Source organism: Micromonospora sp. DT233, assembly GCF_049841815.1.
GTDB lineage: Bacteria > Actinomycetota > Actinomycetes > Mycobacteriales > Micromonosporaceae > Micromonospora.
Genome location: NZ_JBNCLB010000003.1, coordinates 140,310 through 163,802, shown reverse-complemented (window position 1 = coordinate 163,802; position 23,493 = coordinate 140,310). Strand labels below are relative to the sequence as shown.

Here is a 23,493-nt window from a genome sequence, read left to right as displayed (position 1 = left end):
CTTGGGTGGCAGGATTAAAGCCGCCGGTGGTCGGGTAATCGGTGACGTCCACTCTTCGCATCCGTGGGGCTGACGGTTCCTGGAAACCAACTACGGGTGAGCTAAACGAGCCCCGGCCGAACCATTTTCGGTTTGGCCGGGGCTCGTTGTTCAGTCGCTTTTTTGGTCAGCTCAGCAGTACACGCCGGCCTTGTGCCAACTCAGCTTCGTCACGGTCTGCGGCGCGTAGAAGATGTTGCCGCCGACACGGGCGCAGAACGTGCTGGTCCGGACCTCCCCGTCGGGGAACGTGTAGGAGTGGGTCACATCGACCTCACGCCCGGTGTAGTTGTAGAAGGTCTTCCCCGCAGCGCTGCCGGTCCACGCGGGAGTCGCCACGACGGACGGGGTCTCCGTCGGGCCGGTGTTCGGGGGCGCCCAGTTGGGCCAGACGCAGAAACTGCCCTGCGGGCAGTTCCCCGGCGGATAGGCTTCGTCCGCCGCAGCGGCGCTCGCCGACGCGGCGGGGGCGGTGACCATCAGGCCAGCCACAGATACAGCGAGGGCAATAGACTTCAGTTTCATAATTTGCCTTTCGGGGCAGGTTGATGATCCAACTCCGAAGTTACCAGCATGAAGTTGAACGGTCAAGCACTTGATTCGACACCACCTCAGCCTGATATCCTGCGGCGTCACCATTATTGTCGGCGCGGTGAGTACGGTGATTGTCCCGGCGGCCTCGTGGCGGCCCACGCGGTGTTCGTGATCCGCGCCGGGCGTCCGGGCTTCGGGCGCCCCGGTAAGTTGGCGAACGGTCAGCCGGGGCCGGTTGGCGGTGTCCACCGTGATGCCCGCCCCGGCCACGCCGAGGTGCGCACGGATCGCCGCGACCTGATCGCGGTGCGCGGCCCCGACGGCAATCACGTAGCGGGACCGGGACAGCCGCCGGTGCAGGGCGGCGAAGGTGTTCAGGCTGTGTTCCCGACCTGAGCAGGCGCGCGCCGACCGCAGCAATGCCGCTGTCCGACGTCGTGACCGGTCAGCGGTCACCGCGCCGAGCAGGCGAACCGCGCCGTAGACCACCGCCGGGTCCGTCGGTAGGTACTTGCCGAACACCGAGGAGACCAGCAGATGAGTACGTCGCGAGTTGTGTCGTAGGGCGAGGCCCACCAGATCGGTCAAGACCAGCGGGCCGAGGTGGGGCTCGGTGCTGTTCCGTGCGCCCAGCCGCTCGGCGACCCGGTGACCGTTTCAGGAGTCGTTCACCCGTCCCCGTCTCCCGCTCTCGATCGGTCGCGTCGACCGGTCAGCTCAACGCCGCGCACGCGTTCTGTCGCCAACCGGGGTGCGGCCGTCGATCCAGGTGATGCCGTCGAATCCGAATGCCCGGCAGGCGTCCCGGATCGAGCCCTCGACCGTTTCCAGCTCGTTGCGCAGGACGAACTCGCCCCCGACGCGATAGATCGACAGGGCCACCCGGACCCCGCGCGACGGCTCGGCGTCGAGCGGCAGCTCGATCCGGGAACCACCGAAGGTCGACACCCAGAGCACCCCGCCCCAGCGCAGCTCCAGGTCCCGTTCCGAGTAGGCGTAGATGATCAGTCGTACGAGCCGGCGGCACTGGCGCAGATCAAGCCTGATCCGATCGTGCCGGCCGCCCCGCTTGACGATCACCGGGATGGCCGAGTTCCCCTCCACCGACGCGCTGTCGCCGGTCTCCTGCACCGTTGACGATTGGCCATCGCCAAGCTGGTAGGCGCAGCCGAGCCGGAGATCGCCGACCTCCTTCGCCCGGAGCACGCCGATGTCGAGGGCTCCGATGCCCGACTGCAGCCTGGTCAGGGTCACCGTGGGCGCGGCGGGGGTGAGCACCGTGAGCGCCGTTCGCGTCCGGGCGACCCTGCGCGCCGGGCCGGGCGAGGGCGGCAGGGTCGCCACTTCCGCCGCCGAGGAGAGGTCCAGGGTTGTCGGCCGGGGCGGGACCGGCGTGATCGGGTTGGGCGGCGGCACGCCCCGGCCCCGCCGGTCGGGGCGGGGCCCGCGCGAGGCGAGGAAGTCGGCAACCGCGCCCCGGGCCCCATCTGGGGCGGACGGGGCAATGGGCCGGACTCGATGCCTGAGGAACGGCAGGTCGTCGCGGCGCGGCGCGGACCAGGGCTCGCGGCTGCTCACAGGGTGACGCCGTAGTCGGCGGCGACCTGGGCGACGCCGTCGGCATAGCCCTGGCCCACCACCTTGAACTTCCAGCCGCCGTCTCGCCGGTAGACCTCGGCGAGGGCGACGGCGGTCTCCTGGTCCAGCACCTGGGCCAGGTTTTCGGAGCGGACGAGTTCCCGGTTGTCGGCGAGGTCCAACACCCGGACCCCGCAGCGCTTCAGCCGTCCCAGGGCGCGCCGCTGCACCGACCCCTCGTTGAGGTAGAGCACGACGACAAGCCGGTGGATTTCCGCCGGCACTGCGGCGAGGTCGATCTCAATCTGCTCGTCGTCCTCGCCGAGGGCCTGGTCGAGCTGCCGCACGGAGAGATCCGGGGAGCTCAGCTGGTTGAAGAACACGAAGTGCTCGTCGGAGACGGCACGATCGGAGTCGTCACAGAGGATCGTCGCGGTGACCAGGCTCCTGGCCAGGGCGACCTCCGCCCCGGCGTCCCAGGAGACGCCGACGACGATGCCGGTGAGGGCGGGTATCTCGCGGGTGAGGGCCACGTTCGCACCCCGTTTGATCACCTTCATGGGATGTCCAGGTCCGATCGGGAGAACTTGGTACGCAGGAAGACTCCCTGCGCGATCAGGGCGTTGGCGTCGTCGCGCCGGAGCGCGGCGCGCACCTCCCAGGCCGAGTCGAGCAACGACTCGAGCTGCTCCCGCAGGCACTGCGCTGCGGTTGCGCCCAGGCCCTGCGGCGCGTCGAACTGACTCGGGTCGAGCGCCAGGTAGCTCGTCAGGCTGGTGGGAAGGTAGTCGTCGACCATCCCCTGGACGGAGCTCGCGGCGTAGGCGTCGATCGGGTGCGTCTGCCACCTCTCGACGATCTCGCCGAGCAGGTCGGTGATCTGGCGGGCGGTCACCACCGCGTCGACGGGGAGCCGCCCCGCGTTCCGGTTGATGAGCCGGACGAGTTGGCGGAGTTGGTCACCGAGTTGGTGGGGCTCCACCCCGCCGGTGGGGGGCCCTCCCGGTGGAGGGCCGGCCCGGTCCCTGCGAAACCACGCCATGTGAGGTGTCCAGTGCCTCGTCGTCGAGGGTCAGGATGCCTGCGGGCCGGCGCCGCGTTCGCTGCGTCGGGTGCGTTCCAGGTAGGGCTTGGCCCGCTCGATCTGCCCCTCCAACGCCCGCACCGTCTCCGCCATGCTGTTCACGGCCTGGCCGCGAAAGGCATCGAGGGCATCCATCGTCTGGAAGACGTTGTCGAACGCCGCCTGGAGCCGGCCCAGATCCAGCGTCGCGTCGGCGGCCTGCTGGCTGATCTGCGCCCCCTGCATGCGCAACTGCGCCGAGGTCGACTCGATCAACGTCGACGTCACCGTGTTCAACGCGGTGACCTGGTCGAGCACCAGCTTCTGCCGGGCCAACGCCTGGGCCACGATGACCGCCGTACGCAGAGCAGTGACGGTCGTGGTCCGGGCCCGGTCCACGCCCTTGATCAATTCGATGTTGTTCTTGCGGATCAGGTCCAGCGCCAGGTAGCCCTGAACCGCGACCGCGAGCTGGGTCAGGAGGTCCTGTTGGCGCTGCCGGACCGGGAACAGCGCGTCGGCGCGGAGCGTCTGGGCGTCCTCGGTGTCGCCGGTCGCCTCGAGGTCCGCCACCTTCGCCTCGATGGCGACGTCGAGGGCAGCCGCGAGTTCGTTGTACTCGCGGAGCTTGCCCATCGTGGCCCACAGCCCGGCCTTCTCGGTCTCGATGCTGGCGTTGTCCTTGCGCAGCTCGTCCTGGCCCGACTCCAGGGCCCTGATGATGGTGTTGAGGTGGCTCTGCGCCGACTCGAATCGCGCGAAGTAGCGTCGGGCCCGGTCGGCGCCCGGCAGGAACCGCAGGACCTTGCGCGCCCCGCTCAGATCGGCCCGGCCCGGGTCCAGTTCGGCGACGGTCGAGCGCAGGTCGGCAAGCGTGTTCGCGACCCGGGTCTGCGCGTCCTCGCCCCCCGGCCTCCGCCCGGAGCGAAGCGCCGCGGCGGGGCGCTCCAGCATCCGGTTCGACGCCACCGCTGACGCCCGCATCTCGCGCTCGCCCATGGTGGTGACCGCGCCGATCTTCTCGCTGAACGCGGGCGAGCGCAGGTCCAGCGCGGAGAGCTCCGAGACGAACGCCTGCGCCTTCGCCTGCAGTGCCCGCTGCGTCGCGGCGTCGACCGGAACAGCGCCCGCCGCCTGCTCCCGCTCGACCACGACGACGGGGGCGGGCGGGGTGAGAACCAGCGATGCGCCCGGTTCACCCCCGGTGGCCGGTGTCACGGAGACGCCGAGGTCCAGTTCGGACATGTGCACAACTCCCTGTCTTACCTCGATCGGTCCATGCCGGGGCGGAGCGGGTCACAGATGCGCGGCGACCGCCGGGAGGAGGTCGCGGAAGGTCTGGCCGGACGCCGCAGCGCCGATCGCCGCCATGGCCCAGCCCTGCCCGTCGCGGACGAGCTTCGCCATGATCTGGGCGGTGTTCCGGCCGGACCCGGTCAGGTCGTACCGGGCGACCTCGCGGTCGGTCGCCTCGTCGATCAACCGGCAGAACGCCTTCTCGATCTGGGAGAAGTCCTGACCGGTGAACGAGTTCACGGTGAAGACGAGCGTGGTAACGGCTGCGGAGACCCGCGACAGGTCCACCCGGATCGACTCGTCGTCGCCGTCCCCCTCGCCGGTGAGGTTGTCGCCGGTGTGCCGGACCGATCCGTCGCGGCTGGTCAACTGCCGGAACCACACCTGGTCGACCAGGCTGCCACCGGCGTCGAAGAGCAGGCAGGACGCGTCCAGGTCGATCGTCTGGCGGCGAAGCCCGAACAGACCCCGCTTCGGCGCGGCGTCCCAGCCCAGACCCATCCGTACCCGGGTCAGGGATTCCCCGCCGGCCTTGACGAGGGAGACCCGCTGCCCCTTGGTCAGACTTACCGTCATATGTCCTCCTCCGTTTTCGGACGGGTGCCACGACCGTCCGGGTCCAGGCCCGCCTCGGCGCGGCTACTTTCGGCCGGTCGTCCAGCGCAGGCCCCAGCCGTAGGCCCGGTCCAGGTCCGACTGGCCACCGTTGACGTATCGGTTTTCGCGGCGGACCGACAGGTCGCCGCCCGTCGACTCCAGCATGGCGATGGCGCAGATCGCCGCCCCGGGACGCGACTCGTCGAGCCGCACCTCCACCTGCGGTCCCCCGACCGGGAAGAGGGTGACCACGCCGTCCGCCGCCGCCCAGTTCGGAACTCCGTCGTAGATCAGCGCGAAGACCAGGACGCGTCGGATCCGGTCGGCGTAACGCAGATCGACGAAGAGGTTCTCGCCGCCGGATCGGGCCCCCGTGCGATCATCGCCGTCCAGCCAGATCACCCGTTTTCCGGAGTCGACCAGCTCGGCCTGGAAGCTCCTGCCCAGGGCCTGGACGACACCCTTCGCGCCGTCGGTGAACTCGTAGAGGCAACCGAGGTCCAGGTCGATGGCCCGGGCGGCACGCGATCCGAAGAGGCCGCCCCGCCCGGTCGGACGGGCGTTCCAGTTGAGGTTGACCCGCATGACCCCGGCGACGCCGCCCCGCTTGGTGAGCGATACCGTCGGAGCCGCCTTGGTCAGCGTCACCTTCGACGGTGGAGGCGACGACGGTCCCCGCTGCGTCGGCGCGGCCGGGTCCTTGGGCCGCTTGGTGTAGTCGATTGCCATGACTGCCTTCTCCCGTGGACGGCTGGGACGCAGCAGGTGCTGGGCGGAGCCTGCGGCTGCGGTCAGACCGGGGTTAGTTGTTCGCGGTAGTTGACGTCCTGGCCGGCACTGCGGCGGTTACGCACGATCGAGGAGACCAGGGCCGACGCGATGAGACCGACTCCGATCAGGCCGGTAACGATCTCCGGTATCTCGACCCTGATGGTGCAGAGCAGCAGGACGGCCAGCGCGCCGATGGCCCACTGGGCCCCGTGCTCCAGGTAGACGAACTCACTGAGGGTGCCCTGTCGCACCAGGAAGACCGTCAACGAACGGACGAAGAGGGCGCCGACGCCGAGGCCGATGGCCATCACGATCGGGTCGGCGGTGATGGCGAAGGCGCCGATCACCCCGTCGAAGCTGAACGACGCGTCGAGCAGTTCCAGGTAGAGGAAGGAGAAGAACGCGGCCTTACCGGTGCGGACGGCGAGTTGGCCGATCGTTCCCCGGCTCACGGCACGCTCTAGCCGCTCCGAGCCGCCGTGGATTCCGGGCAGATTCTGCACCTCGGCACCATCGTCGTCGGCCTCGAACAGCTCGCCGAGCCCGTTGACCAAGACATAGGTGACCATGCCCAGGATGCCTGCGACCAGCACCGTGGCGGTCTTGCCCTCCGGGGCCAGGGTGTACGCGACCACCGTGGTGGTGATCATCGCGACCACGACGGAGAGCTGATCGAGCTTGCCGATCCGCGCCAACGGACGTTCCAGCCACGACAGCCAGGTGATCTCGCGGTCCTCGAAGACGAAGTCCAAGAACAACATAAGCAGGAAGATCCCACCGAACGCCGCGATCGCCGGGTGCGCCTCGCGCAGCAGGAACCCGTACGTCCCGGCCACGTCCGGGTCGCCCTTGTCGAGAGCCAGGGTGACGGCCTCGATCGGGGACAACCGCGCGGTGATTCCGACGACGGCCAGCGGAAAGAGCATCCGCATGCCGAAGACGGCGATCGCCACGCCGAGCGTTAGGAAGAGCTTCTGCCAGAAAGGGCTCATCCGCTCCAACACGGTCGCGTTGACGACGGCGTTGTCGAAGGACAGCGAGATTTCCAGAACGACCAGGATCGCGGCGATCGCCAGACCGGCGGGGCCGCCGTACAGCAGCGCCGCGGCGAGGCCGACGACGGCGAGGGCGACAGAACCCCCGAAGGTTCTCAACAGCACGTCTTGTCCTTACGTCGGGCCGGGTTGCTGAGCGCGGCATTGCCGGAGGATCGGGCTGCGGCATCGCGACGCCCGACCCCCGGCCGCAAAACTGTCAACCGAGGTTGACGCCGAAGTCCCGGGCGATTCCCGCCAGGCCCGAGGCGTACCCCTGACCGACCGCCCGGAACTTCCAGTCCCCACCATGGCGGTAGAGCTCCCCGAAGATCATCGCCGTCTCGGTCGAGGCGTCCTCAGAGAGGTCGTAGCGGGTCAGCTCGGCCCCGTCCGCCTGGTTAACCACCCGGATGTAGGCGTTGCGCACCTGCCCGAAGGACTGCCTGCGGGCTTCCGCTTCGTAGATCGAGACGGTGACAACGATCTTGTCGGCCTCTGCCGGCACGGCGACGAAGTTCACCTTGATCGACTCGTCGTCCCCATCGCCGTCGCCGGTCAGATTGTCGCCGGTGTGCTCGACCGAGCCGTCCGGGCTGACCAGGTTGTTGAAGAAGACGAAGTGCGCGTCCGAGAGGACCTTGCCGGAGGTGTCGAGCAGCAACGCGCTCGCGTCCAGGTCGAAGGCCGCCCCGCTGGTGGTACGCGCATCCCAGCCGAGACCCACGATCACTGCGGTCAGCCCGGGGGCCTGCTTGGAGAGGGAGACGTTGCCGCCCTTGCTGAGACTGACGCCCATGTTGTTCCTCCTGCTGTTCGTGACGGTCGCCTGCTACCCGCAGACCGGGCCATGCCCTACCGGCTCAGGGCACGGGCCGGCACGGCCCACCCGCGTGAGTCGGCCTTTCTGCTACCGATTCGGGAAGATATTTCTCCGGCGGCCATGGAGGCCGCCGAAAAGGGGGAAGATTCACCCTGGCCTAATCGTCATAGCCGATCCGGTTGTCGCCGGTGCGCTCGACGGCACAGTGCGGGATGACCAGGACGCTGAAGAGGACGAATCGTTTATCCAGGGCGCCGCCCTTGATAAGGGAGGTGCTGGCACCCTCGCCCAGGCTGACACCCACGCACCCTCTCCAAGTTCTCTTGCTGACACCATTAACTGCCGCCCGGTTGACCACACTCGCGGATCGCACTGAAATCGATGCTACGCCCGGGACGCAACATTCTCTTCATCGGTTACGCGGACGACCACGGATGAGGAACGCGTCCGTTTGAGCGGGCAATAAGCACGATCCCGCCCGGTGGTGTCCACGTCGGACTTCGCCACACTACCGGCAGAGGTTCGATCCACCACACCTGCCCAGTTCAACCTTTTGGCTAGCCTGGACCACCCCTTACGAGCCGCCAGCCCTCTTCGATGCCGGTAAGGGCTCGGCCGGCCACCTACCCGATCGGACGATAAAGTGCTGGTCATCGCGGGAGCCGATGCCAACCGCCATCCGCGTTCCCGGGAAGGGTCATCGAAAGGCCGCCCCACCCGCACCGAGTTACTGTCGGCAATCGAACAATTTAGGTCCACCTCCGTTGATCGCTCATTGCGGCTACCCGCCCAGTCGGCGAGGATCGCGGCCGAGCACCTCGTCAGCGAGCTGGCGGTTGTGGTGGCGGGCGTGGTTGGTGGTGCCGGTCAGCAGGGAAGCGGCCAGCTCTCTCGCGGCAGTGGCGAAGTGCTCGTCCCGCAGCGCGGCGATCAGGCGGTCGTGCCTTCCCCAGACCCGGATCTGGTCCTCTCCGGCATCCCGATAGGGGCGCTTCGCGTCGAACGCCAAGTCAGGAAAGACCTCCTCGACGGAGTCCTGCCACCCGGGTCGGTCAAGGAGAGAGCGTCGTACGACGACGAATCCGTCGACCACCCCTCGGGCCTCCCCCTCCGCTTCGCCGAAGAGGACGAAGACCTCCATCCTTCGCATGTTCACGGTGGACAGCCGATGGCCCCGATTGGTGCTGGGCAGACAGGAGAGCGCCCAACCCCTCATCTCGGTCTCGTCGGGAGCGGGGACGGCGGCCTGCAGGTAGGCGCGGTTGGCCTCGACGACTGCCGCGAACTCCACCCGGGCACGCAACCGGTCGAACTTCTGCCGCTGGCTCAGGTCGTCGTCGCGCGGCTCAACCTCGCTGTTGGTTTCGGTCATCACGCCACTGTAGACACCCGACCGAAACTACCCTGGCCCGACCCATTCGGGGTCGAACCAGGGCTCGTAATTCGTTGTCGGCGCGCTCAGTTCAGCAGTATTCGCCAGTCTTCTGCCCACGCAGCTTCGTCACGGTCTGGGCGACATAGAAAACGGTCAAGGACTTTATTCACGGCCATCTAGGGCTAATACCCTCCGGCGCCGTTACCGTCGTTGACCGTTGTCGTTGCGGTGATTGTTCTGCCTCCGTCATGGCAGACCGCACGGTGTGCGTCGTCCCGACCGGGTGTCCGGGCGTCCGGGTCAGCCGGGGAGCTGCGGGGCGGCCAGCCGTGCCAGCAGGAGCTGGTGGGCCTCCCAGCCGTCGGGGAACTTCACCGGCACGTCGAGGTGCACCGGCTCGGTCGACGGGTGGGCGTCCAACAGCTCCGCGATCCCGGCCCGCGCCACCACCACGCACGCGTGCCGGTGCCGGGACGTCAGCACGCACAACCGCCCCGACTCCAGGTGGAACGCCGTCGCGTCCCGCCGACCCGACAGCGGGTGCAGCACGATCGTCACGTCGTACTCCCGGCCCTGGAGCCGGTTGGCGGTGTCCACCGTGATGCCCGCCCCGGCCACGCCGAGGTGCGCACGGATCGCCGCGACCTGGTCGCGGTGCGCGGCCCCGACGGCGATCCGGTCCGCGGTGACCGGCGCCCCGGCCGGCGCGTGCTCGGAGACCGCGACCGCGCCGCGCCGCAACACCCGCAACGCCAGCGCCGCGCAGACTGCGGCGGCCTCCGCATCGGTACGCAGGGTGTGCCGCTGCGGCAACTCGTACAGCGCCCACCCCGAGGACGCCGCCAGCTCCACCGCCGCGTCGACGGCGTCCCCCGGGCCCGCCTCGGTGAACGTCAACACCCGGTCGCCGTGCCCCGTGCCCGCCCGGAACCCGGTGAACGGGTAGAACGCCGCCGCGACCACCGACGCCGCCGACGCCGGCAGCCGCCACGACACCGGCAGCCGGTGCACCGGCAGGTGCGGGTTGTGCCGCAGCAGCACCGCCACCGCCGACTGCATCGGATCCCAGGTCAAGCCCGTCCACCGCGCGGTCTCGACCGTCGAGAACGGGTCGAGCTGCCCCGGGTCCCCCACGAAGAGGGCCCGCTCGAACCTGCCGGCCACCCGCAACAGGGCGTCCGACCGCATCTGGTACGCCTCGTCGACGATCGCCCACGGCCAGGAGCCCTCGCCGACCATGGCCCACTTCGCGGCCGTACCGATGATGACGCCCGACTCGCCCAGCTCGGTGACCTTCGCGGCGACCCGGACGGTGTCGTGGCCCGTCACCCGCTCGGTCGGCCGGTAGTCGGTGGCCGAGAGCCGGCCGATGCGCAGCTCGGGGGCCTTGCGGGCGAGGCGGTCGATCAGGTCGTCGACCTGCTCGTTGGTCTGCGCGATGATGATCAGCGGCTCGCCGGCGGCGGCCAGCTCGGCGGCGGCGCGGACCACGAGGGTCGACTTGCCGGCACCCGGCGGCGAGTCGACCACCACGCCCCGGTGCTCGCCCGAGCGCAGGTCGGCCAGCACGGCGGTGATGACCCGCTCCGCCTCGACGGCCGGCGGCACCTCCAGCCAGAGCATCGACGCCCCCTCCCCAGCGATGACCTTCGGGACACTACCGGCGACCGGTGACATGGCGGCCGTTGGCGTGGCGACAGCGACTTGGTCCGGACAGTCACCGCACGACTTGGCGACAGCACTCCGCATGGAGGAGGCCGGCATCACCGGGTTGTTGACCCAGACGCTGAGGCGAGGCAGCCACAACGCATACCTGCCGACCGATTAGAACAGGCGCCCGTTCGGTTCGCTGCGGGGCGAGAGGTCGGCCCGACCTGGTCGTGCAGCACCGCCGAGCCGCGGTTGCCGGCCAGGTGTGGCCGCGAGCGTCGCCGCAGGTTTCTGGCAACCGCCCAAGGTATAGATCAGGCCGCGTCTGCCCGAGGAGCGAACGTGACGTCCAGTCTCATGTTCAACGCCCTGGCCAGCCGTTCGAGCACCGTCAGGGTCGGCACCGTCCCGCCCGCCTCGAAGCGGGCCACCGCCGATTGGGTCATCCCCGCGCCGCGAGCAAGTTGTGCCTGGCTCCAACCGTTGCGTTCACGCAGTTCCCGTACCGTCTGCCCGAGCTCGAAAGCGATCCGCGCCGCCTCGTAGGCGTCTGTAGCCCCCGGCTCCGCCAGGCGCCGCTCACGTAGTTCGGTCCAGTCAGTGCGATCACTCATCGCTGCGCCCTCTCGTTCACGCTGTGTCGCTCTGCCACGCATCCCTCCAGTGCTCGCCGGGCCCGCTCGATTTCGCGATACTCCCGCATCCGGGTCTTGCGGAAGATCGTCAGCAGGACGATGCGACGATCGGGTGCGACCCAGTACGTCACTCTCACCGGGTCGCGCTCCAGGTAGAAGCGCAGTTCCCGCAGCTTGCCGTCGAGTTGCTTTGTATATGGTTCGCCGAGAAGCGGCCCTCGACCAGCGAGCAGATCGATGTAGAAGGCGGCTTTCGCAAAATGCGCTGTCGAAAGTCCCTCCAGCCAGTCTCGGACTTCAGGCTCAAGCTCCACACTACCCCACGTCATAGCACAGATGCTATGGAATCCCAGGCATCCGACGCTTCAAGCTCGGCTTGCGTGTTGCAGCGCTGGCTGAACCACAAAAACTCCCGCTGCATCGCCGCGTTGGCCTGCCGCGCTTCAGCCAATTCGGTCCGGACAGCTCGATGAAGGTGCGGGCACCGACGATCAGGGTGACCCGGCGGCCGTCGGGGGCGGCGGCGACCTGCTCGACCAGGGCGCGCAGCGGGGCCAGCCCGGTGCCGCCGGCCACCAGCAGCAGGTCACCGTCGCGCAGGTGCAGGCCGGTGTCGCGGGGCGGGCCGAGGTGTAGCAGCTCGCCGGGGCGTACCTCATTCACGAGGCTGCCCGAGACGGTGCCGGTGGCCACGGCGCGGACGTGCAGCTCGATGGTGCCGTCGGGGCGCGGCGCGTTGGCCGGGGAGTACCAGCGCCACTGGCCGGGGGTGGCGGGGTGTCTGGACGGGGACGGCCTGGCCGGGGCGGTACCGCAGCCGCGCCCACGGACGGAGGGTCAGGATGGCGATACCGGCGCAGGGCCGGTCTCGATCGATGACCCTGGCCGGCACGCCGTCACCGGCCCACCCCGCCGCGGCGGCGGCGCTCATCGGGCCACCGCCCGGCGCACCTGGGCGATCCGCTCGGCGGACAGGTCCGCCGCCCAACACACCCCGACCAGGTAGTCACCGATGCGCCGATGCTGCTCCTCGGAGAGGCCGAGCCCACCCCAGGCGTCCGCCGGCTCCCCGGCGAACGCGGCGGTCACGCTCGCCGTCAGGTGCGCGGCGAGCCGACCCCGATCCACCCCGACGAGGCACGGCGACAGCTCCGCGTCCGCCGTCACCAGCCGCAGCCACCGACGGACGATCTCGGCCGGCGTCAACGCCTGGTCACCGCGCTCGGGCGTGACCTGCCGTCGGCCCGACAGCAGGCACGGGTACGGGGCGTGTTCGCTGGGACACTGCGCTTCGGGGGCGTTGGCGGGGGGTGCTCCTCGTCGGGGGGTGGACGGGATGGGGCGGTCTGTTGCGGCGGTGTTCATGGTCTCGGCGGCCCCTGTACGTCGGCGGAAGTGGCGGGCGCCGGGGCGGGCGGGGACGAGGTCGCGTCATTCGGTCGACGCACCCCGGAGCCCAGCACCCGCCCCGGGCCATGCATCCACCCTGGCGGCGTGATCCGTGGCCGGTCATGCCTGGATCTTCGCGCCGGTCATGCGCCCTGGGCATACGCAGAGAGACTGTGCCAGCACGCCGAGTCCTCGGAGGTCGGCTCCGGCTATACACACTGCGTATACCGACCGCCCACGTAGCGGGTTCAATGGATAGGCTCGACTTCGGATACAGCCGCCCGGGATTTGGCGAGGTTGCCGGTGACTCAGACCAACTGCCCCAGGTGCGGCGGACGGCTGGCCCGCGACAACGACAGTGGACGGTGTGCGCCCTGCCAGGCCGTCGAGCGCGACCGGTTGAGCGCGCCCCCGGCAGTGCCGGCATCCTTCTGGGAGCACGAGCCGGTACGGCAGGCGCTCGCGTCGCGTCACCTGGGCCGGGCCATCCGGGCGTATCGGTTCCACCCGTACCACGGGCGGTCGGCGTTGCCGCAGACCGTGGTGGCCGGTTGGCTGGGCATGACGCAGGCACAGCTGAGCCGGGTGGAGAACGGATCGCCGGTGGTCCACCTGGATCGGCTGACGCACTGGGCGAAGGTCCTCGGGATACCGAACGCCCTGCTGTGGTTCACCCTGCCCGAGGCCTGGCTCAGTTCGTTCCGCGAAGCAGCCACAAGGACGGGCGTGCCAGAGCCTGATTGCCACGACCATAAAAACCTCGTGGGGTCACCCGCGACAGCACCGTCATTCGAGGTATCGACGAAGGAGGTGGTCACGACGGATCGCCGGCAGTTCCACGCGCTGGCAGCTTTGGCGGGGCTTGGTTCCGTGGGCGAGCTGGGATTCCTCGCCACGCTCGCGGACGAGTCTCCGTCCATCGGTCTCGAACACGTCCGCCTGACCAGCTCACTGGTGAAGGAGTTTCGGCAGGCCGACGCGGCAGCCGGCGCCAATCAGCTCTGTGACATCGCCATCCACGTCCATGGTCGCCTCGCAAGCTGGGCCGCTAAGGCGCGCTACAGCCGAGATGTCGGCGAGGCCCTCCAGGCATCGCTCGCCGACCTTGCGGCACAGACGGCGTGGCTGGCGATCGACGCCGGCCGCAGGGCCGCTGCGCGCCCGTATCTGAATGAGGCAATCACCAGGGCACGCCTCGTGGACGATGCTCAGGTCGAGGTGCGTGCGCTCGCGCAGCTTGCCCTCCTCACCCGGGACTCCCAACCAACCGAATCGCTGCACTGTGCGGACGCCGCGCTCCGGATCTCCGCCGGCTGGGCCACCCCACGTCTGCGGACGCTCCTGCACCTACGCCGGGCATGTGCATTCGCCGCGCTTCAGGACCGCAGCGCATTCGAGCGCGAGATGCGCAAGGCACGGCAAGAGTTCGAACGAGGCCCGCACCAGAGTGACCCGGAGTTCATCCACTTCGTCACCTTTCAGGAGGTGCAGGGCCTGGAAGCACTGTCGTTCCTCGCACTCGACCAGCCGAGGCGCGCGGCCGAGGCGTTCCGCGACGCCATCGCCAACCCCTCCCCCGCCCACCGGCGCAATCAGCTCTACTACCGCGTGCAACTGGCCGAGGCGACCCACCGGGAAGGGGACGTCAACCAGGCTGCCCGGATGGCGCTGGACCTCCTACCTGAGGTGAGGCAGATGAACTCCCGACGCGTAACTCAGTACCTGACCGACATCCGATCGACGTTGGGTCAGAGGCCACGGCCGGCTGCCCCCGTCCGGAACTTCATCGAAGCCTTCGACGGCGAGGCCGATCGATGATCGATAAGCTGGCCCTCCGCCACCACAGCGCGGCCGAATCCGAGGCAATCACCGAGCAACTGGTTGCCCTCTACCTGGAGATTCACGCGGGCGACGGCGGGTTCTACAGTGCGGACCGCTACCATCGCCAGCTTTCGGCGCATCGACAGCGCCCGGGGTGGGTGTTGGTCACCGCGACGCTGGACGATGAGTTGATCGGCTACATGTACGGGTTCCCACTCGCACCGGACACCCGGTGGTGGGAGGGCGTCCAGGAACCCGTACCGGCCGGCTTCACCGAGGAGGACGGACGCCGCACCTTTGCCATCTGTGAACTGCTGGTACGGGCCGCCTGGCGGCGGCAAGGCGTAGCCCGAGCGCTGCATGACGATCTTGTCCGCAGCCGGCGCGAGGAGCGGATGACTCTGCTCGCGCGGCCGGACAACGGGCCGGCTCAGGCCGCCTACCGATCCTGGGGGTGGCAGACCGTCACCCGTCTTCGACCCGGCTGGCCTGACGCGCCGCTCTTCGACGTCCTCACCCGCGCCTCGCCCGCGACAAAGTGATAGAAGCGAGCGTGGTCGACCTCCCTCGCTCAGTCGAGACGCATTCGTTAATTTCGAGAGTAAATCCATCCCCCAGACCATGATGTCGGAGGTGACCCACACCGGCATAGCGGGACCTCGTCGCGCACCCTGCCAGACAGCTCTTTCCTGTCTTAAATCTGACAGGCATAAGCCGTCTGGAATTTGACACGCATAAGCCACTAAAGCCGCTCATTAACCAACCTGTGTCGAGAACACCGTTGCGCAGGGCGTTCGGCCCGACGCGTAGTGGCTATGGTGTCGACTCCGCCATCCCTCGCGACACATAGGACCGACGTGGGCATCCTCAAGGAGATGCAGCGGGCACACGCACGACAGGTGCGCGCCCAGACGCAGGCTCAAGCCGCCGCAAACCGGCATCACCAACAACTTCGCCGCGAGGCCGAGCGCGCCATGAAGGCCGCTCAGCGGACCGCAGCTGCCAACGAGCGCGAGCGCAAGCGGTTGTACGTTGAGGCGCGTGTCGCCGAGGTCGCCGCCGACAACTCAGGCTTGCAAGCCCACCTCGATGAGTTGGACACCCTACTGTCGGCCACACTCGACATAGACGATCACATTGACCTGAGAAAGCTCCGGAAGTCGGCCCAGCACAAGCCGTTCACCCCCGGCACCCTCGGCACCCCTTTGACGCCGCCCGACTGGCGGCGATTCGAGCCGCCTGCCCCCAGCGGCCTCAGCAAGGTTTTCGGCGGTCAGGCAAGGCACCAACAGCAACTCGCTGCGGCTCGACAAGCCTTCTCCCAGGCGCAGGCCCAACACGCCGCAGCCGAGGCCGACCGGCAGCGGCGGCTTTCCGCAGCCCGCCAGCGTTACCAGCAGCAGTGCGCCAAGGTCGATGCCGAGATCAACGCGCACAACGCGGAGATCGACCACTTCGCGGCGGCCTTCGCCGCTGCCGATCCCGCCGTCGTCGTCGAGTATTTCGGCATGGTGCTGGGCAACTCGGTCTACCCGGACGACTTCCCGCAGCACTACCGCCTGGCATACGTTCCGGAATCGCGGCAACTGGTGGTGGAATACCATCTACCGACCCTGGACGTCATTCCCACGGTCCGCGAGTACCGCTACGTCAAGGCGCGCGACGAGGTCACCACCACCGCCCGCCCCGCAAAGGAGATCAAGGAGCGGTACGCCACGCTTGTCGCACAGGTCACCCTGCGGACTGTGCACGAACTGTTCGAGGCTGATCGGACGGGGCTCGTCGACACGGTGGTGTTCAACGGCATCGTCGATACGACGGATCCACGCACTGGTGTATCCATTCAGCCGTGCCTGGTGACACTGCGAACCACGCGTGCCGTATTCACCAAGCTGAACCTGCGCATGGTCGAGCCCCTCGCCTGTCTGGCGCACCTCAACGCCTCGGTGTCGAAGCGCCCCGCCGAGCTGGCACCGGTTCGGCCAGTGCTGGAGTTCGACATGGTCGACAAGCGGTTCGTCGACGAGGTCGACGTGCTGGCCGACCTCGATCAACGACCGAACCTGCTGAAGCTCACCCCGACCGAGTTCGAGAGCCTAATCCAGAACCTATTCGCGAAAATGGGCCTGGACACCAAGCAGACCCGGCCGTCACGTGATGGCGGGGTCGACTGCGTCGCCTTCGACCCACGGCCGATCTTCGGCGGCAAAGTTGTCATCCAGGCTAAGCGTTACCGCAACACGGTTGACGTGTCCTCGGTCCGGGACCTGTTCGGCACGTTACAGAACGAGGGCGCGTCCAAGGGCATCCTGGTCACCACAAGCGGCTACGGACCCGCCTCGTACGAGTTCGCTTCCGGGAAGCCACTGGAGCTCATCGACGGCTCCAACCTGCTGTACCTCCTCGCCGAACACACGGATGTGAAGGCCCGGATCGACCCGAGCGACCTGGACTGAGCCATGGCGGGAACGTCCGGGCCGGCAAAGCAGCACCTGATCATGCACTTCACCCATATCGACAACTTGCCGGCCGTCCTCACCGCCGGCCGACTCTTCGCCGACAACATGGTCGGCGACCGGCTGGCCACGAACGTTGGTGCCGTCGAGATCAAGGCAAGCCGACGGGCGAGGATGGTCCCCTGCCCGCCCGGCGGTGTCGTCGCTGATTATGTGCCGTTCTACTTCGCCCCGCAGTCACCCATGATGTTCCGGATCGCCTGCGAGCACAGGGACGGCAAGGTGAACTGCTATCCGGGCGGAGACGATCCGCTGGTCTACCTCGTGAGTTCCGTGGAGCGGGTTCACGCCGCCAAGCTGCGATGGGTCGCAAGCGACGGCAACTGCGCCGCCGCCCTCTCTCGGTTTTCTCCCTTCCTCAACGACCTGGCCGACCTGGTCGACTGGCCGCTACTTGAGGAGCAAATCTGGAGAAACACCCCAGAGGACCCGGACCGTGTGCGCAGAAGGATGGCCGAGTTCCTGATCCACCGTGAGTTTCCCCTCGGCCTGCTGACCGGGTACGCCGTACGGACACCAGCACGGCAGGAACAGTTGACGCAGGTCCTCCGCGCTGCTGGCATCATCGACGCGTACGTTGGTGTCAGACCGGACTGGTACTACGGCTACCAACGGAGGGAGGTGCGCGGATGATCATCGTCAGCCACGGCAACCTGCTGACCGCTGACGCCGAAGCGCTGGTCAACACGGTCAACACCGTAGGTGTCATGGGCAAAGGGATCGCTCTTCAGTTCAAGCGCGCCTACCCCGCCAACTACGCGGCCTACCATGCGGCATGTGCTGCGAAAAGGGTTCGTTTGGGCGAGATGTTCCTGTTCGACTCCGCCCGCCTTGGCCCTCGCCGATATGTGATCAACTTTCCTACCAAGGGCCATTGGCGGGCACCGTCGAAGCTGGAGGCCATCGAGGCTGGCCTCACCGACCTCATCCGAGTCATACGCGAACAGGAAATCTCCTCGGTCGCGGTGCCGGCCCTCGGCTGCGGTAACGGCGGCCTCGACTGGGGGCAGATCCGACCGCTAATCGAACGAGCCTTCGCCGAACTGCCCGACGTCCGGGTGCTGTTGTTCCCCCCAGAGGGCGCCCCCGACCCGTCCAATATGCCGGTCGCTACTACGAAGCCTGCCCTGACCCCTGGACGCGCCACCTTGCTACGGGCCATCGATCGGTATCTCGAACAGTCCCGTGCTCTTGAACCGCGAGAAGGCGTCACGACGCTGGAGATTCAGAAGATCGCGTACTTTCTCCAGGTACTCGGGGAACCGCTCCGCCTCTCCTTCACTCGGGGGCGGTATGGGCCATACGCGGAGAGCCTGAATCACGTCCTTGATCGCCTGGAGGGGCACTATCTGGTCGGATTCGGTGACCGTTCATCCCGCGTCGAGGAGCTACGTCCCATTCGTTTGACCGAAGGGACGGTCGAGGCCGTCGACGCCTGGTTCGACTCGCCCAGCCAGCCATTTCCGGCCACTCCCGAACGACTTGCCACGCTTGTTCAGGGGTTTGAGGCACCGTACAGCCTTGAACTACTCGCGACCGTGCACTACGCCGCGCAGGCGCACCCGCCGACTCATGACATCGAAGAGTTAATCGAGCGGGTCAGGGCCTGGAGCGGACGTAAGGCCCGCCTCTTCACCCCGGCGCACGTCACAACGGCCTACGAACGATTGGCGTCGGCCGGACTCTTGCCGAGCAAGGTAACGTCCTCAGCTTGACCGGGTCAGATTTCGACCGACCGGGCAACGCGGATCAGCGGGTTGGGGTCAGCGGTATCACTCCGGTCCCATGGCCCCGGCCCTGACGACTCGCCGCTGATGAAACGTCGGAGGGCAGTATTCCTCGCCTTCGCTCGCTAGGTTGCCAGAGTGACGGATCTTGAGCGGGGCATCCACGAGCACCTCATCACCCGACAGCTCGCCGGCTATCTCCGCCATCTCGACCCCGCCCTCATCCAGCACCGCCCCCTGGACCCCGCCGACTCCCACGACTACCTGACCCGTCACCTCGCCACCCTCATCAGCCGCGCCCTGCAGGCCGTCCCCAACGACGACGACAAGCTGCACCGCCAGGTCGACCTGGCCAACCGCATCGCGCAGGCCATCACCGAGCTCGACCCGGACGCCGCCACCCACGGCGACCAGATCGCCGACGCCCGCAACCTGCTGCACGCCATCGCCGCCCCGCCCACCCCACCGGCGCAGCCGACCTTCCCGGATCGTCCGACCACCCCGCTCTCCACCGGCGCGCTGCTGGTCAACGGCCGCCACCAGCCCCGCATCGGCCACGAGGTCAACCATGAGATGGCCTCTGCCGACTCCGTGGACCTGCTCTGCGCGTTCATCAAGTGGTACGGGCTGCGCGTCGTCGAGCCCGCCATCGAGAGGCTGATCGCCCGGGGCGGCAAGCTGCGGGTCATCACCACCACCTACCTGGGGGCCACCGACCAGCGCGCCCTCGATCGGCTCGTCGAGCTGGGCGCCGACGTCAAGGTCTCCTACGAGACGCGTACGACCCGGTTGCATGCCAAGGCGTGGCTGTTCCGCCGGGGCAACGGCCTGACCACCGCGTACGTCGGCTCGTCGAACCTGTCGAAGACCGCGCTCATCGACGGGGTGGAGTGGAACGTCCGGATCTCGAACGTCGAGCAGCCGCACGTCATCGACACCTTCACCGCCACCTTCGAGGACTACTGGAACGATCCGGCGTTCGAGGGCTACGACACCCACCGCGACGGCGAGCGGCTGCGCCACGCACTGCGCGGAGAGAAGGCCGACGACGGCGTCACGCAGATCTCCAACCTGGACGTGCGGCCGTACCCGTACCAGGCGGAGATCCTGGCCGACCTGGACGCCGAGCGGCAGGTGCACGGCCGGCACCGGAACCTGGTGGTGATGGCGACCGGCACCGGCAAGACGGTGGTGGCGGCGCTCGACTACCGCCGCCTACACAAGAACAAGACCGTCGATTCGCTGCTCTTCGTGGCCCATCAGGAGCAGATCCTGCGGCAGAGCCTGTCGACGTTCCGGCAGGTGATGGGGGACGGCAGCTTCGGCGAGATCCTGGTCGCAGGCGAAGAACCGCGACAGTGGCGGCACGTCTTCGGCTCGATCCAGTCGCTGCACCGGCGGAATATCAACCCCGAGGCGTACGACATGGTGATCGTCGACGAGTTCCACCACGCGGAGGCGCCGACGTACGCCCGGCTGCTGGAGCGGCTGCGTCCGCGCGTACTGCTGGGGCTGACGGCGACCCCCGACCGGGCCGACGGCGGCGACGTGCGACGGTGGTTCGACGGCCGCGCCGCCGTGGAGCTGCACCTGTGGGAGGCCCTGGAGCGGCAGTTGCTGGCACCGTTCCAGTACTTCGGGGTGCACGATGACGTGGACCTGTCGCACCTGCGGTGGCGGCGCGGGCAGGGGTACGACCAGGGCGAGCTGAGCGGCGTCTACACCGGCAACGACGCGCGGGCGCGGCTGGTGCTGCGCACGGTGCGGGACGCGGTCGACGTCGGCCGGATGCGGGCGCTGGGGTTCTGCGTGAGCATCGCGCACGCGGAGTTCATGGCGGGCTGGTTCACCCGACACGGCGTGCCGTCGGCGGCGGTGACCTCGCAGCTCAACAGGGCGGCGCAACACGAGCTGCTGCGGGAGTTCAAGGCCGGCAAGCTGCGGGTGCTCTTCACCGTGGACCTGTTCAACGAGGGCGTCGACCTGCCGATGGTCGACACGATCATGCTGCTGCGGCCCACCGAGAGCGCGACGATCTTCCTGCAGCAGCTCGGCCGTGGCTTGCGCCTGGACGACGACAAGCCCTGCCTGACGGTGCTGGACTTCATCGGCGGGCAGCACGCCAACTTCCGCTTCGACCTGCGCTGGCGGGCGCTGACCGGGGTGAGTCGGCGGGCGATCAAGGAGGCGGTCGAGCAGGGCTTCCCGTCCCTGCCGAGCGGCTGCCACGTCCAGTTGGACCGGGTGGCGAAGAATGTGGTGCTCGACAACCTCAAAACCGCCCTGCCCACCTCGAAGCGGGGCCTGGTCGCGGAGCTGCGGCAGCTCGGCGACGTCACCCTGGCGGAGTTCCTGCGGGAGACCGGTCTGGAGATCGAGGACGTGTACCGGTCGGCGACGATCGGCGGGTGGGCCGGGCTGCGGCGGCTCGCCGGACTCGGCGCGTCGACGCCCGACGCGGACGACCGCGAGTTGGGGCGGGCGATCGGGCGGATGCTGCACCTCGACGACACCGACCGGCTGGACCTGCTGGTCCGGGTCGCGGCCGGCGAGCGGCCGCCCGCCGGCCGGCTGTGGAACATGCTGCACTTCGACCTGTGGGGGCCGAACGCGTCCCTGTCCTCGCGGGACGAGCGGTTGGCGCGGCTGTGGGCGCAGCCGGCGCGCCGGGCCGAGCTGGGCCAGGTCGCCGAGGTGCTGCGGGACCGGATCCACCGGGTGACGACGCCGCTCGGGGCGCTGCGGGTGCACGCCCGGTACAGCCGCAACGAGGCGTGCGCGGCGTTCGGAATGGCGAACCCGGGGTCGCTGCGCGAGGGCGTGAAGTGGCTGCCGGACGAGCGGGCGGACCTCTTCTTCGTCACGCTGGTCAAGTCGGAGCGGCACTACTCCCCCACCACCATGTACGCCGACCGGGCGATCACCGAGCGGCTGTTCCAGTGGGAGTCGCAGAGCACCACCTCGGTGGCGTCGGCGACCGGGCAGCGGTACGTCAACCACGAGGAGCAGGGCTCCACGGTGCACCTGTTCGTGCGCCAGACCCGGGTGCCGGACCGGGACCTCGGCGCGCCGACCTACCTGTACGCGGGGCCGATGACGTACCGCAGCCACAGCGGGGACCGACCGATGCGGATCGTCTGGGAGCTGGCCCACCCGCTGCCCGGCGACATGTACTCGGCCGCGCGGACGATCGCCGCCTGATCGGCCGAGCGGCTCGATACGCCGCAGGACCGATCAGCGCCACGGCGAGCCGGGACGGAGGTCACGGCCGAACTGCTGCTCCGGCTCCGGCCGCTGCTGGACGCGCCCGCCCCGGCTTAGACCCCGACGGGCAGGGCCGCGCGGATCAGCGAGTCGTAGGTCTCGGTGAGACGTTCCAGGCCGACGCCGAGGGACCGGGCGAACCGATCCAGCTCCTGCTGGACCTGCGTCGCCGGCTGTTCGCCGCTGGTCATTGTCTCGATCTCGAAGAACGCGCCGAGCCCTTCGACCTCGTCCAGGCAAAGCAGCATCCGGTCGAGCCGTGCGGTGCGCCGCGTCTTCACGATCCGCATGGTGGGGTGGAAGCCCATGGCGAGAATCGCGGCGTGCATCTCGCCTCGGTCGTGGACCTCGGTCTCGTGCTCGGCACAGGCCAACTCGTTGTCGAGTGGCCGCTTGACGCAGAACGTGTGCCGCCCGTTCTCCGTACGCAGCCGCGCGAAGGCCGCCCCGGTCTTGCTCTGCCCGTAGCTCCAGCCGTTGGCTGCGTACGCCTGGTCGTCCTGTCGGACCGGCGCGGAGAAGGCGGTTCCCCTGCTCTCCAGGGCTCGGACCAGCGCGGCCGGGTCGCCGACCCGGTACTTGACCTCGATCTCCCGCACGTCACCGCACCTCCAGGCCCAGCCGGTCGTGGACCCGGCCACTCAACCACAGCCGCAGCGACCGCGCCCCGAGACACACTGCGTCTAGACACGAATTGTCGAGCGTGGAATTCCCAGGCGGATCGCAGAGGCCGGAGCGGCAGTCCTGCCGCGCGCCGATGGGCGAGCCAACCCCGGACGGGGGCTACCGTACGCGGATGGAGCAGCGCCTCAGCCTGGTCACCCTCGGCGTCGTCGACCTGCCCCGCGCCCGTGCCTTCTACGAGCGGCTCGGTTGGCGCGGCCAGGAGGTCGAGCAGACCGTCTTCTTCCAGGCCGGCGGCCTGGCCGTCGTGCTCTGGGCGCGCGACAAGCTGGCCGCCGACGCGGGCATCACCGACGCGGGGATTCCCGACGCCGGCACCGACGGCTTCGGCGGGCTGAGCCTGGCGCAGAACGTCCGGTCCCGCGAGGAGGTCGACGCCGTGCTGGCCGAGGCGTCGGCGGCGGGCGCAACCGTCACCCGGCCCGCCCGGAACACCTTCTACGGCGGTTACGCCGGTTGCTTCACCGACCCCGACGGGCACGTCTGGGAGATCGCCTGGAACCCCGGCTTCCCGCTCGCCGCCGACGGCACCATCACGCTCCCCACCTTCTGACGACCCGGGCGACACCCCACACCGTGATTCTTGGACGGTTTCCGTCCTGGCCGACGGAGACCGTCCAAAGTCCGGGCGCGGTGCCGCCATCGTGACGGGCGGCGGGACGGACACCGTCGTCGTGACGACCGGGGGTCCCGACTG

General features: G+C 68.7%; 23 protein-coding genes and 1 pseudogene. 7 read left to right on the top strand and 17 right to left on the bottom strand.

Annotation, left to right across the window (positions count from 1 at the left end):
- Nucleotides 1–171 precede the first annotated feature (171 nt).
- The 16 genes and pseudogenes from ACLQ2V_RS08750 to ACLQ2V_RS08675 form a co-directional block, all read right to left on the bottom strand.
- Nucleotides 172–1,161 (bottom strand): phosphoribosyltransferase domain-containing protein, encoded by a 990-nt coding sequence (locus tag ACLQ2V_RS08750; RefSeq protein ID WP_425717888.1) that lies wholly within the window; start codon nt 1,159–1,161, stop codon nt 172–174.
- A 129-nt stretch (nt 1,162–1,290) separates the two neighbouring features.
- Complete coding sequence (locus ACLQ2V_RS08745; RefSeq protein WP_425717887.1) at nt 1,291–1,851, bottom strand: hypothetical protein; 561 nt, start codon at nt 1,849–1,851, stop codon at nt 1,291–1,293.
- A 296-nt stretch (nt 1,852–2,147) separates the two neighbouring features.
- Nucleotides 2,148–2,711 (bottom strand): TerD family protein, encoded by a 564-nt coding sequence (locus tag ACLQ2V_RS08740; RefSeq protein WP_425717886.1) that lies wholly within the window; start codon nt 2,709–2,711, stop codon nt 2,148–2,150.
- Nucleotides 2,708–3,133 carry a hypothetical protein gene (locus ACLQ2V_RS08735; protein WP_425717885.1) on the bottom strand — a complete coding sequence of 142 codons (426 nt, stop codon included), beginning with the start codon at nt 3,131–3,133 and terminating at the stop codon, nt 2,708–2,710. The genes ACLQ2V_RS08740 and ACLQ2V_RS08735 overlap by 4 nt, the downstream gene beginning before the upstream one ends.
- A 90-nt stretch (nt 3,134–3,223) precedes the next feature.
- The gene (locus ACLQ2V_RS08730; RefSeq protein WP_425717884.1) at nt 3,224–4,459 is read right to left on the bottom strand and encodes a toxic anion resistance protein; all 1,236 of its coding nucleotides are present in this window, start codon (nt 4,457–4,459) and stop codon (nt 3,224–3,226) included.
- A gap of 51 nt (nt 4,460–4,510) precedes the next feature.
- Entirely contained in the window at nt 4,511–5,086 is a 576-nt protein-coding gene (locus ACLQ2V_RS08725; protein ID WP_425717883.1) for a TerD family protein, read from the bottom strand.
- A gap of 63 nt (nt 5,087–5,149) precedes the next feature.
- Complete coding sequence (locus ACLQ2V_RS08720; RefSeq protein ID WP_425717882.1) at nt 5,150–5,836, bottom strand: TerD family protein; 687 nt, start codon at nt 5,834–5,836, stop codon at nt 5,150–5,152.
- Nucleotides 5,837–5,898: 62 nt separating this feature from the next.
- A complete protein-coding gene (locus ACLQ2V_RS08715; protein ID WP_425717881.1) occupies nt 5,899–7,038 on the bottom strand; it encodes a DUF475 domain-containing protein in 1,140 nt (379 codons plus the stop codon).
- A gap of 94 nt (nt 7,039–7,132) precedes the next feature.
- Nucleotides 7,133–7,711, bottom strand: coding sequence for a TerD family protein (locus ACLQ2V_RS08710; RefSeq protein ID WP_425717880.1), 579 nt, complete (start codon nt 7,709–7,711; stop codon nt 7,133–7,135).
- Between the two features lie 181 nt (nt 7,712–7,892).
- Nucleotides 7,893–8,039 carry a hypothetical protein gene (locus tag ACLQ2V_RS08705; RefSeq protein ID WP_425717879.1) on the bottom strand — a complete coding sequence of 49 codons (147 nt, stop codon included), beginning with the start codon at nt 8,037–8,039 and terminating at the stop codon, nt 7,893–7,895.
- Nucleotides 8,040–8,516: 477 nt separating this feature from the next.
- Nucleotides 8,517–9,107, bottom strand: coding sequence for a hypothetical protein (locus tag ACLQ2V_RS08700; RefSeq protein WP_425717878.1), 591 nt, complete (start codon nt 9,105–9,107; stop codon nt 8,517–8,519).
- Nucleotides 9,108–9,410: 303 nt separating this feature from the next.
- Nucleotides 9,411–10,733, bottom strand: coding sequence for an AAA family ATPase (locus ACLQ2V_RS08695; RefSeq protein WP_425717877.1), 1,323 nt, complete (start codon nt 10,731–10,733; stop codon nt 9,411–9,413).
- Between the two features lie 341 nt (nt 10,734–11,074).
- Nucleotides 11,075–11,374, bottom strand: coding sequence for a helix-turn-helix domain-containing protein (locus ACLQ2V_RS08690; protein WP_425717876.1), 300 nt, complete (start codon nt 11,372–11,374; stop codon nt 11,075–11,077).
- Complete coding sequence (locus tag ACLQ2V_RS08685; protein ID WP_425717875.1) at nt 11,371–11,724, bottom strand: type II toxin-antitoxin system RelE/ParE family toxin; 354 nt, start codon at nt 11,722–11,724, stop codon at nt 11,371–11,373. Before ACLQ2V_RS08685 ends, ACLQ2V_RS08690 begins: the two co-directional genes overlap by 4 nt.
- Nucleotides 11,725–11,857: 133 nt before the next feature.
- Nucleotides 11,858–12,157: pseudogene (locus tag ACLQ2V_RS08680) on the bottom strand (FAD-binding oxidoreductase); the annotation flags it as partial.
- Nucleotides 12,158–12,322: 165 nt separating this feature from the next.
- Entirely contained in the window at nt 12,323–12,601 is a 279-nt protein-coding gene (locus ACLQ2V_RS08675) for a hypothetical protein (RefSeq protein ID WP_425717874.1), read from the bottom strand.
- Between the two features lie 486 nt (nt 12,602–13,087).
- On the opposite strand from ACLQ2V_RS08675, the gene ACLQ2V_RS08670 reads away from it, so the two are divergent.
- From ACLQ2V_RS08670 to ACLQ2V_RS08645, 6 genes are all read left to right on the top strand, one after another.
- The gene (locus ACLQ2V_RS08670; protein ID WP_425717873.1) at nt 13,088–14,602 is read left to right on the top strand and encodes a helix-turn-helix domain-containing protein; all 1,515 of its coding nucleotides are present in this window, start codon (nt 13,088–13,090) and stop codon (nt 14,600–14,602) included.
- On the top strand, nt 14,599–15,147 hold the full coding sequence (locus ACLQ2V_RS08665) for a GNAT family N-acetyltransferase (protein ID WP_425717872.1): 549 nt from the start codon (nt 14,599–14,601) through the stop codon (nt 15,145–15,147). The genes ACLQ2V_RS08670 and ACLQ2V_RS08665 overlap by 4 nt, the downstream gene beginning before the upstream one ends.
- 315 nt (nt 15,148–15,462) lie before the next feature.
- On the top strand, nt 15,463–17,061 hold the full coding sequence (locus ACLQ2V_RS08660) for a restriction endonuclease (protein ID WP_425717871.1): 1,599 nt from the start codon (nt 15,463–15,465) through the stop codon (nt 17,059–17,061).
- A 3-nt stretch (nt 17,062–17,064) separates the two neighbouring features.
- Nucleotides 17,065–17,754: a type II toxin-antitoxin system toxin DNA ADP-ribosyl transferase DarT gene (gene darT / locus ACLQ2V_RS08655; protein ID WP_425717870.1), complete on the top strand. Its 690-nt coding sequence runs from the start codon at nt 17,065–17,067 to the stop codon at nt 17,752–17,754.
- Nucleotides 17,751–18,836 (top strand): type II toxin-antitoxin system antitoxin DNA ADP-ribosyl glycohydrolase DarG, encoded by a 1,086-nt coding sequence (gene darG / locus ACLQ2V_RS08650; protein WP_425717869.1) that lies wholly within the window; start codon nt 17,751–17,753, stop codon nt 18,834–18,836. Before darT ends, darG begins: the two co-directional genes overlap by 4 nt.
- 150 nt (nt 18,837–18,986) lie before the next feature.
- Nucleotides 18,987–22,049 carry a DUF3427 domain-containing protein gene (locus ACLQ2V_RS08645; RefSeq protein ID WP_425717868.1) on the top strand — a complete coding sequence of 1,021 codons (3,063 nt, stop codon included), beginning with the start codon at nt 18,987–18,989 and terminating at the stop codon, nt 22,047–22,049.
- Nucleotides 22,050–22,165: 116 nt separating this feature from the next.
- Here ACLQ2V_RS08645 and ACLQ2V_RS08640 read toward each other — a convergent pair whose 3' ends face one another.
- Entirely contained in the window at nt 22,166–22,711 is a 546-nt protein-coding gene (locus tag ACLQ2V_RS08640; protein WP_425717867.1) for a class IV adenylate cyclase, read from the bottom strand.
- Between the two features lie 197 nt (nt 22,712–22,908).
- On the opposite strand from ACLQ2V_RS08640, the gene ACLQ2V_RS08635 reads away from it, so the two are divergent.
- On the top strand, nt 22,909–23,349 hold the full coding sequence (locus ACLQ2V_RS08635; RefSeq protein WP_425717866.1) for a VOC family protein: 441 nt from the start codon (nt 22,909–22,911) through the stop codon (nt 23,347–23,349).
- Nucleotides 23,350–23,493: the final 144 nt, after the last annotated feature.

Coding starts and splice junctions, on each gene's coding strand:
- ACLQ2V_RS08740 (WP_425717886.1), bottom strand. CDS start 2,711: ATGAAGGTGATCAAACGGGGTGCGAACGTGGCCCTCACCCGCGAGATA.
- ACLQ2V_RS08730 (WP_425717884.1), bottom strand. CDS start 4,459: ATGTCCGAACTGGACCTCGGCGTCTCCGTGACACCGGCCACCGGGGGT.
- ACLQ2V_RS08725 (WP_425717883.1), bottom strand. CDS start 5,086: ATGACGGTAAGTCTGACCAAGGGGCAGCGGGTCTCCCTCGTCAAGGCC.
- ACLQ2V_RS08720 (WP_425717882.1), bottom strand. CDS start 5,836: ATGGCAATCGACTACACCAAGCGGCCCAAGGACCCGGCCGCGCCGACG.
- ACLQ2V_RS08710 (WP_425717880.1), bottom strand. CDS start 7,711: ATGGGCGTCAGTCTCAGCAAGGGCGGCAACGTCTCCCTCTCCAAGCAG.
- ACLQ2V_RS08700 (WP_425717878.1), bottom strand. CDS start 9,107: ATGACCGAAACCAACAGCGAGGTTGAGCCGCGCGACGACGACCTGAGC.
- ACLQ2V_RS08695 (WP_425717877.1), bottom strand. CDS start 10,733: ATGCTCTGGCTGGAGGTGCCGCCGGCCGTCGAGGCGGAGCGGGTCATC.
- ACLQ2V_RS08690 (WP_425717876.1), bottom strand. CDS start 11,374: ATGAGTGATCGCACTGACTGGACCGAACTACGTGAGCGGCGCCTGGCG.
- ACLQ2V_RS08685 (WP_425717875.1), bottom strand. CDS start 11,724: ATGACGTGGGGTAGTGTGGAGCTTGAGCCTGAAGTCCGAGACTGGCTG.
- ACLQ2V_RS08665 (WP_425717872.1), top strand. CDS start 14,599: ATGATCGATAAGCTGGCCCTCCGCCACCACAGCGCGGCCGAATCCGAG.
- darT (WP_425717870.1), top strand. CDS start 17,065: ATGGCGGGAACGTCCGGGCCGGCAAAGCAGCACCTGATCATGCACTTC.
- darG (WP_425717869.1), top strand. CDS start 17,751: ATGATCATCGTCAGCCACGGCAACCTGCTGACCGCTGACGCCGAAGCG.
- ACLQ2V_RS08635 (WP_425717866.1), top strand. CDS start 22,909: ATGGAGCAGCGCCTCAGCCTGGTCACCCTCGGCGTCGTCGACCTGCCC.